This is a genomic window from Hydrogenophaga sp. (assembly GCF_011390835.1).
Lineage (GTDB): Bacteria > Pseudomonadota > Gammaproteobacteria > Burkholderiales > Burkholderiaceae_C > Hydrogenophaga.
The window spans coordinates 1-8,245 of record NZ_JAABRQ010000048.1 but is presented as its reverse complement, the minus strand read 5'-3'; the positions used below and the strand labels follow the sequence as shown (position 1 = coordinate 8,245).

Annotated in this window: 7 protein-coding genes and 1 pseudogene; 2 read left to right on the top strand and 6 right to left on the bottom strand. The window is 64.6% G+C overall.

Translation table 11 applies throughout. The features are described 5' to 3' along the window. From glyS to GPT34_RS17230, 6 genes are all read right to left on the bottom strand, one after another. Positions 1 to 1,398: glycine--tRNA ligase subunit beta (gene glyS / locus GPT34_RS17255; protein ID WP_291015148.1), on the bottom strand; the 1,398-nt coding region annotated here is incomplete at its 3' end. A gap of 17 nt (positions 1,399 to 1,415) precedes the next feature. After that, entirely contained in the window at positions 1,416 to 2,321 is a 906-nt protein-coding gene (gene glyQ / locus GPT34_RS17250; protein ID WP_291015146.1) for a glycine--tRNA ligase subunit alpha, read from the bottom strand. 117 nt (positions 2,322 to 2,438) lie between these two features. Further along, positions 2,439 to 4,289, bottom strand: coding sequence for an apolipoprotein N-acyltransferase (lnt, locus tag GPT34_RS17245; protein WP_291015144.1), 1,851 nt, complete (start codon positions 4,287 to 4,289; stop codon positions 2,439 to 2,441). 37 nt (positions 4,290 to 4,326) lie between these two features. Continuing rightward, positions 4,327 to 5,193, bottom strand: coding sequence for a transporter associated domain-containing protein (locus GPT34_RS17240; RefSeq protein ID WP_291015142.1), 867 nt, complete (start codon positions 5,191 to 5,193; stop codon positions 4,327 to 4,329). Between the two features lie 82 nt (positions 5,194 to 5,275). Next, positions 5,276 to 5,983 (bottom strand): GNAT family N-acetyltransferase, encoded by a 708-nt coding sequence (locus tag GPT34_RS17235; RefSeq protein WP_291015140.1) that lies wholly within the window; start codon positions 5,981 to 5,983, stop codon positions 5,276 to 5,278. A 113-nt stretch (positions 5,984 to 6,096) separates the two neighbouring features. Further along, positions 6,097 to 6,570 carry an Lrp/AsnC family transcriptional regulator gene (locus tag GPT34_RS17230; protein ID WP_291015137.1) on the bottom strand — a complete coding sequence of 158 codons (474 nt, stop codon included), beginning with the start codon at positions 6,568 to 6,570 and terminating at the stop codon, positions 6,097 to 6,099. A 131-nt stretch (positions 6,571 to 6,701) separates the two neighbouring features. On the opposite strand from GPT34_RS17230, the gene hppD reads away from it, so the two are divergent. After that, positions 6,702 to 7,847, top strand: coding sequence for a 4-hydroxyphenylpyruvate dioxygenase (hppD, locus tag GPT34_RS17225; protein ID WP_291015135.1), 1,146 nt, complete (start codon positions 6,702 to 6,704; stop codon positions 7,845 to 7,847). Between the two features lie 114 nt (positions 7,848 to 7,961). Next, a pseudogene (locus tag GPT34_RS17220) lies at positions 7,962 to 8,245 on the top strand (phenylalanine 4-monooxygenase); the annotation flags it as partial.

The following is an 8,245-nucleotide window of genomic DNA, read 5'->3' as shown; positions in this document are numbered from 1 at the left end:
GCGTGGCAGTTCGTCGCCCGCGAAACGCGGCTTGTAGTGGTCTTCGATGGCAAACGCAATGTCTTCGCTGAGGCCATCGTGGCTCGCGTAGTAGCCACCCATGATGCCTTGCAGCTCGGGGAATTCGCCCACCATATCGGTCACCAGATCGGTCTTGGCCAGCCGGGCCGCCAACAGCGCGCGCGCCGCCAGCTCGGCGCCCCCGAGTTGCAGGCCGATGGTCTCGGCGATAGAACACACGCGCTCGATTCGCTCGCCCTGCGTGCCCAGCTTGTTGTGATAGACCACCTTGGCCAGCGCTGGTACGCGGCTCTCCAGCGTCTTCTTTCGGTCCTGGTCAAAGAAAAATTTGGCATCGGCCAAGCGCGGGCGCACCACGCGTTCGTTGCCGCCGATCACCGCGCTGGCGTCGTCCGGGGTGATGTTGCTCACCACCAGGAACTGGTTCGTCAGCCGGCCCTGCACGTCAAGCAGCGGGAAGTACTTCTGGTTGGCCTTCATCGTGAGAATGAGGCACTCGGGCGGCACGTCGAGAAACTGCTTGTCGAACTGGCAGATGAGCACGTTGGGCCGCTCGACCAGCGCCGTCACCTCGTCGAGCAGCGCGTCGTCTTCAATCGGTCGGCAGCCGCCGCCCACTCGGGCGGCCGCGGAAACCAGCTGGCGCGCGATCGCGGCCTTGCGTTCGTCGAATGACGCGATCACCGCACCGTCTTGGGCCAGCGTGGCGGCGTAGCTGTCGGCGTCCTTCAAGACCACCGGGTCCACCGCCGCTTCAAAGCGGTGGCCATGCGTGGTGCTGCCTGAGCTCAGACCCAGCGCTTTCACTGGCACCACCTCGCTGCCGTGCAGCGCCACCAGGCCGTGGGCCGGGCGCACAAACTGCACGCTGCTCCAGCCGGGGAGCTCGCAGTCGGTCTCCAGCTGGTAGGTCATGACCTTGGGGATGGGCAGCTTGGCAATGGCTTCATCCAGGGCCTTCTGCAAGCCCGCCGCGAGGTCGACGCCAGGCACCACGCTGTCGTAGAACAGCGCCTCGGCCTTGCCGTCGTTCGCGCGCTTGAGTCCAGCCACCGCAGACGCGCCGGCCCCCAAGGCACCGAGGCGCTTGAGCAGAGCGGGCGTGGGTTGGCCCGCAGCATCCAGGCCCACGCTCACCGGCATGAGCTTTTGCGACACGGCCTTGTCGGCGGCTCGCACGGCCACGCCGGTGACGTGAGCGGCTAGCCGACGTGGGGAGGCGTAAGCGGTAACGGTGGCCTTGGCATCGGCCAGGCCCTGAGCCTTGAGCTGCTCGGCCAGTACATGGGCGAATGCGTCCCCCAGCTTCTTGAGTGCCTTGGGCGGCAGCTCTTCCACAAACAGTTCAACGAGAAGGTTATTGATTGTTGTTGTCATGACTGGGGCTCTTGCGCTCACGCGGCCTTTTTGCTCATCTGCTCGACCCACTCGCGCGGCGCCATGGGGAAGCCCAGGCGTTCGCGGCTCTCGTAGTAGCTCTGCGCCACGCTGCGCGCGAGATTGCGGATTCGGCCGATGTAGGCGGCACGCTCGGTCACGCTGATGGCGCCACGCGCGTCCAGCAGGTTGAAGCTGTGCGCGCACTTGAGCACCTGCTCATAGGCGGGCAAAGCGAGCTGCACTTCAATCAGGTGTTTGGCCTGTTTTTCGTGGGCGGTGAAGGCGGTGAACAGGAACTCGGCGTCGCTGTGTTCGAAGTTGTAGGCCGACTGCTCTTTTTCGTTCTGCAGGTAGACGTCGCCGTAGCTGATGGTCTCAGTCCATTTCAGGTCGTACACGTTGTCCACACCCTGCAGGTACATCGCCAGCCGCTCCAGGCCGTAGGTGATTTCGCCGGTAGCGGGTTTGCAGTCGATCCCGCCCACTTGCTGGAAGTAGGTGAACTGGGTCACCTCCATGCCGTTGAGCCAGACCTCCCACCCCAGACCCCAGGCGCCCAGCGTGGGGTTTTCCCAGTCGTCTTCCACAAAGCGGATGTCGTTCTTTTTCAAGTCGAAGCCCAAGGCTTCGAGTGAGCCGAGATACAGCTCCAGGATGTTGGCCGGCGCGGGCTTCAGCACCACCTGGTACTGGTAGTAATGCTGCAGCCGGTTGGGGTTCTCGCCATAACGGCCATCCTTGGGGCGGCGGCTGGGCTGAACATAAGCGGCTTTCCAGGGCTCGGGGCCGAGCGCGCGCAAAAACGTGGCGGTGTGGCTGGTCCCCGCGCCGACCTCCATGTCGTAAGGCTGCAGCAGCGCGCAACCCTGCGCGTCCCAGTAGGACTGCAGTTTCAGAATGATTTGCTGGAAGGTCAACATGCGCGAAGAAGGCCGGTGGGGGCCAGGGACGGGTGAGAATGATCTGTCTGTCGCCCGGCCGCGCGCAGGCAGCACGCAAACGGGCAACTCCCGATTTTACGGGCCGGACCTCGTCGCTCAGCGCCGGCGTTTTACGCGCCGGCGCATCGAGCCCATCAGCAGCACCAGCGTTAGGCAGGCGACCCAGACCGGGGTGAGGCCCCAGCGGCCGGCCCAGCGGGCAAACGGTGTGGTTCCGCTGCGGCCCTCCACGCTGGCCACCAGCCGGTCGCGCGCGAGGCGCGGCAACGCGTGGGTCACCACACCGCGGTGGTCGATCACCGCGGTGGCGCCGGTGTTAGTGGCTCGCAGCATGGGCCGGCCCAGCTCCAGCGTCCGCAGGCGCGAGATCTGCAGGTGCTGGTCGATCGCCACCGTGTCGCCGAACCAGGCGATGTTGCTGAGGTTGATGAGCACCGTGGGCGCCACATCGGGCGCTCGGAAGGAAGCCGCCAGCTCCTCACCAAAGAGATCCTCGTAGCAGATGTTAGGCGCTACGCGCTGCCCCGCGACGGACCAGGCCGACTGCGGCAGGACGCCACGGCTGAAGTCACCGAGCGGGATGTTCATGAGCTGGGTGAACCAGCGAAAGAGGGGCGGGATGAATTCGCCAAACGGAACCAGGTGGTGCTTGTCGTAGCGGTAAAACGCGTTATCCGGCAAGGGTGCGGCGCCTGCGCCGTCCTGCGCCAGCCGGGCCTTGGCCCTCGCCGCAGCCAGCGCGTCCAGCCCCCACGCCGAGTTGGTGTAGCCCTCGGTGTAGCTGCCCAGCGGCAGGCCGATGAGCGCGGCCACTGGCGCGGTCACGCCTGGCTGAGTCAGCGCGTTGAGCAGGGGTGGCCAGAAATCGGGACCGAGCTGGGATGGGAGCAAAGGCACCGCCGTTTCGGGCGCGACTACCAGCTGAGGGCCCTGGCCCGGATCGGCCGCGGCCGCGGCCACCGCCTGCACCACCTGGTCCGGGTACCAGGCCAGCGCCTGCGCCATGCCGGTGCCTTCAACAAACTTCTCGTTTTGCGCGATGTTGCCCTGCAGCAGCCAGACGCGCAACGGACCGGCGCTGGTGGTGTGGCGTTGACCGTCGGGCAGCCAGCGGCCGCCCGTCCACAAGGCCAGCAAAGCCAGCGCAAACAGCGCGATCCGCAACGTTTGCTGGGAGCCAGCCCACCACGCCAGCCTCGCCACGCGCGAGGCCGGGGGGCCGCGCCGCGCCGGTTGGGACAGGCGCACCGGACGCGTCAGCCAGCCGTGCGCGGCGCGCAGCAGCGCGGTGATGGCCGAGCCGAGCCCAAACGCCACCAACGCCGCCACGGCGCCCATGCCGTACACGCCAATCCAGGGGGCCCAGGCCGCGAGACTGTCCACATGGGCGTATCCCACTGCGCCCCAGGGGAAACCAGTGAACCACTGGGCTCGCATCAGTTCGGCCAGGGTCCACAGCGCAGCAAACAACACCGCCTGCATCCAGCGAGGGCGTGGCGCCAGCAAAGCCAGCGCGCCCATCGCTGCCGCGTAGTACAGCGCGAGTGCACCCGCCAGAGCCAGCACCGCGAATGCGGCCAGCCAGGCGGCCAGCCCGCCGTAGGTGTGCATGGACACGAACAGCCACCAGAACGTGCCAGCCAGCCAGGCGGTGGTGAACACCCAGCCGCGCCAGGCCGCTACGCCCATGCGGGAAGACTGCTGCAGCGCCAGCACCAGCAACACCATGGCCAAGAGTTGCAGCACGCCGCTGGGCTCTCCGGGCACCAAGCCCCAGGGGCTCCACGACCGCAGCGGCCAGGCGAGTGCGGCGGCCTGCAGTGTGCCGCCCGCCAGGCAGGCAAGCAGCCAGAATAGACTGGCCAGCACGCTGCCGCGCCTGGGCGGTAAACCGCTCAGGGGTGCAAAGGTGGAAGGCGCGTGGAGGTTGCCGAACAGGCTGCGCATGGGTGTGATCCGGAACGACCCGCGCGCTGTTGTTGGTTCAGGTGCTGGAAAGCACAGGCATGACCTTGAACCACTTCACCGCACCACCCTTGGCATGCAGAACGATGAATCGCAAGCCCTCGATTTCGAGGATCTCGCCGCGCTTGGGCACGTGACCCATGGTGTGGGCAATCAAGCCGCCGATGGTCTCGAACCCGTCTTCGGGCAGTTTGACGCCAAAGGATTCGTTGATGCGCTCGATGGACGTATCACCCCCCACGCGCCAAGTGCTGTCGGCCAGGGAAAAAATGTCGCCTTCGTCTTCGGCTTCGTCAAACTCATCCTCGATCTCGCCGACGATCTCTTCGAGCACGTCCTCGATCGTGATCAGGCCCGCCACACGGCCAAACTCATCGATCACGATCGCCAGGTGGTTGCGGTTGCCGCGGAATTCGCGCAGCAAGTCATTGAGTCCTTTGCTCTCGGGCACAAATGTCGCAGGGCGCAGCAAGGCGCGGATATTGAGCTCGGGCGCACGCTGCAGCTTGAGCAAGTCCTTGGCCAGCAGGATGCCGATGATGTTTTCGGCCTCGCCCTCATAGACCGGAAAGCGCGAGTGCGCGGTGTCGATCACCAGGTGCAACAGCTCATCAAACGGCGAATGGATGTTGAGCACATCCATGCGAGGCGCGGCCACCATCACATCGCCGGCGGTCATGTCGGCGATGCGGATCACGCCCTCAAGCATGATGCGTGACTCAGCGTTGATGATGTCGTTGTCCTCGGCGTCCGCGAGGGTCTCGATCAGCTCGTCTTTGGAGTCGGGTCCGGGGTGGATGAATTCCGCGAGTCGTTGCAGGAATCCACGTTTGTCTTCTTGCCGCAGGCTGCGCTGCGGCCCGGGACTGGGGGGGGTGTCGGCCACTGAAGGAATGCGTTGTTGCAACAGTCGCAAAGGATACCCCATGCGCTGTGCGCGGCGCAAAGGCCGCCGCGGGGAGTCAGACTCAGCCGAGCAAGCGCTCGCGGGCACCCTGGCGGATCGCCTGCAGCTGGTCCAGCACACGCCAGAACTGACGCACCTGCGACTTGAGGTGGTAATCCGTGATCGCTACCTGCTCGTTCACCATCTCGGTCATGCGCGAGTCGAAATCGGCTGGCGGCAAGCGCAGGTGGGCTTCGCTCTCGGATCCGTCGCGCTCGATGAGCGCACCGGCGTTGCGCGCGATGCGCAGCATGGCGGTGTTTTCAGACAGTGCGTGAATGAACAGCATTTGCACCCCTTCGTTGCGGGCGTGCATGACTGCGCGATCGAACAAGCGGCTACCGTAGCGCCGCCCGCGCGCGCTTTTGGCCACCGACACACCAAACTCGGCGCAGCTGGTGCAAGCCGGATCAATCGAAAAGGCCAAGTGTGCCATGGCGATGAGTTCGAGCTTGCGGTTGAAGATGCCAAACAGCTCGTCGCGCTCAAAATTCAACTGGGCTACATAGCGCTGGATCTGCTCGTCGTTGGCGGCGTAACCAAAGCGCAGGTATCGATCGTGCGGATCCAGTGCCACCAGATGGGCGGCAATGCGCTCGCGGTGCGCCGGACCCATGGAGCGGATCGGCACCATGACCGATGACGGCGAGAGACCTTCGCTCGGCGGCACGCCAGCGGCCGGATCGCGGCGACCGAGCGTGGACTTCAACCAGGAGAAAGGATGGACCATGAGAGTCAATATAAGGGTTTTCCCTAGATCAACAACAACTGACGCCTCTAATCCCCGCCCTGGTCCGACAGGCGGGGCGCTGCACCTTGACAGTGCGTGAAGTTTGTCGCCACTTACACGGGAAGCACCGTGGTGCTTTTGACCCGGTCCATCACGAAGCTGCTGCGGCAGTCCTGCACACTGGGGTGTTTCAGCAAGGTATCCATCATGAAACGCGAATACGCGGCCATGTCGGCCACCATCAGGCGCAACTGGAAGTCCATCTCGCCAGTGAGCGCCACGCACTCGACCACTTCGGCCCAGCCCATCACACTGGCACGAAACTCGTCCATGGGGTGTCGCTTGGCGTGTTCGGCGTGTTTCTCCAGCCGCACGTTCACATAGGCGGTGAGCCCCAGGCCCACCGCTTCGGGCCGAACCAGAGCCACGTAGCGGGCAATCACCCCGGTGTCTTCCAGCCGGCGCACGCGCCGCAAGACCGCGCTGGCCGACAGGCCCACGGCCTCGGCGATCTGGTCGAAGGTGGCACGGCCATCCACCTGCAGGCTGCGCAAAATGTGCCGATCGAGCTTGTCCAGTGCTTGCATTCTGACTATTTTGCATGTTTCCTGCGCAATGAACGAGTGTCGCGCCCCACAACGCCGGATTTCTGCCACCCTGTGGTCCTAAAGTTGAGTACTTCGCGCCGCTCGGCGCTGTTTGCACTAGGAGACTGCCCATGAACGCCCCCTTGCCCCAGGACGCCACAGCGCCTGGCACCGACTGGTCTAACCCCATGGGCACGGCCGGCTTCGAATTCATCGAATACGCCGCGCCCGATCCCGCCGCCATGGGCTCGCTGTTCGAGCGCATGGGCTTCACCGCCATTGCTCGCCACCGCCACAAGGCCGTGACGCTCTACCGCCAGGGCGAGATCAACTTCATCATCAACGCCGAGCCAGACAGCTTTGCCCAGCGCTTTGCCCGTCTGCATGGCCCCAGCGTCTGCGCCATCGCCTTCCGTGTAGCCGACGCCAAAGCCGCCTACGAGCGCGCGATTTCGCTCGGCGCCTGGGGCTACGCGCAGGCCGCCGGCCCGGGCGAGCTCAACATCCCGGCCATCAAGGGCATTGGCGACTCCATCATCTACTTCATCGACCAGTGGCGCGGCAAGAACAGCGCGCAAACCGGCGACATCGGCAACATCGGTTTCTTCGATGTGGACTTTGTACCCTTGGCGCCCAACTCCGGGGCCCACATCAACCCGGTCGGCCACGGTCTGACCTACATCGACCATCTGACGCACAACGTGCACCGGGGCCGCATGGACGAGTGGGCCGGGTTCTACGAGCGCCTGTTCAATTTCCGCGAGGTGCGCTACTTCGACATCGAAGGCCAGGCCACTGGCGTGAAGAGCAAGGCCATGACCAGCCCCTGTGGCCAGATTCGCATCCCAATCAACGAAGAAGGCAACGAGAAGGCCGGCCAGATCCAGGAGTACCTGGACCGCTACCAGGGCGAAGGTATCCAGCACATCGCCATGGGCTCGACCAACCTGTACGACACGGTCGATGCCCTGGAGCTTGGCGGGGTGAAGCTGCTCAACACCAGCGACACCTATTACGAGCTGCTCGACAAGCGCATTCCCGGCCACGGTGAAGAGTTGGATGCGCTGAAGTCGCGCAACATCCTGGTTGATGGTCAGCCAGGCGAGCTGCTGCTGCAGATCTTCAGCGAAAACCAGCTCGGTCCCATCTTTTTCGAGTTCATCCAGCGCAAGGGCAACGAGGGCTTTGGCGAGGGCAATTTCAAGGCCTTGTTTGAGACGATGGAGCTTGACCAGATCCGCCGCGGCACCCTGGAATCTCCGAGAAAAGGCGCATAGCACCGTTGTTCGGGCCTTCCGTGGCGCGGTCTCTGTCTGCGACCTCGCGCCTCGCCGCGCACCTTTGTGGGGAGTTTTGTGTGGCCCCCGGACTGAAACCCTTTGGAGAGCTTGATGGCCGTTGAACCTGTTGTGTATGGCGCCAGCGAGCGCCCGCCCCGCGGCGACTATGGGCGTGCGCGCGACGACTACACCTGCGCGCAGAACTGGTCGGCCTACACCGAGGCAGACCACGACACCTACCGCCGCCTTTACGAGCGTCAGTCGGCGCTGCTGCCGGGGCTGGCCTGCGATGCTTTTATCGCTGCTTTGCCATCGCTGGGGGTGAAGGACCACATTCCCCGCTTCGAAGAAATCAATGAGCGCCTGAAACCGGCCACAGGCTGGGAGATCGTAGC

Bases quoted from the DNA above. Each gene is read 5' to 3' on its own strand.
- glyQ (WP_291015146.1), bottom strand. From the start codon at position 2,321: ATGTTGACCTTCCAGCAAATCATTCTGAAACTGCAGTCCTACTGGGAC.
- lnt (WP_291015144.1), bottom strand. From the start codon at position 4,289: ATGCGCAGCCTGTTCGGCAACCTCCACGCGCCTTCCACCTTTGCACCC.
- GPT34_RS17235 (WP_291015140.1), bottom strand. From the start codon at position 5,983: ATGGTCCATCCTTTCTCCTGGTTGAAGTCCACGCTCGGTCGCCGCGAT.
- GPT34_RS17230 (WP_291015137.1), bottom strand. From the start codon at position 6,570: ATGCAAGCACTGGACAAGCTCGATCGGCACATTTTGCGCAGCCTGCAG.
- hppD (WP_291015135.1), top strand. From the start codon at position 6,702: ATGAACGCCCCCTTGCCCCAGGACGCCACAGCGCCTGGCACCGACTGG.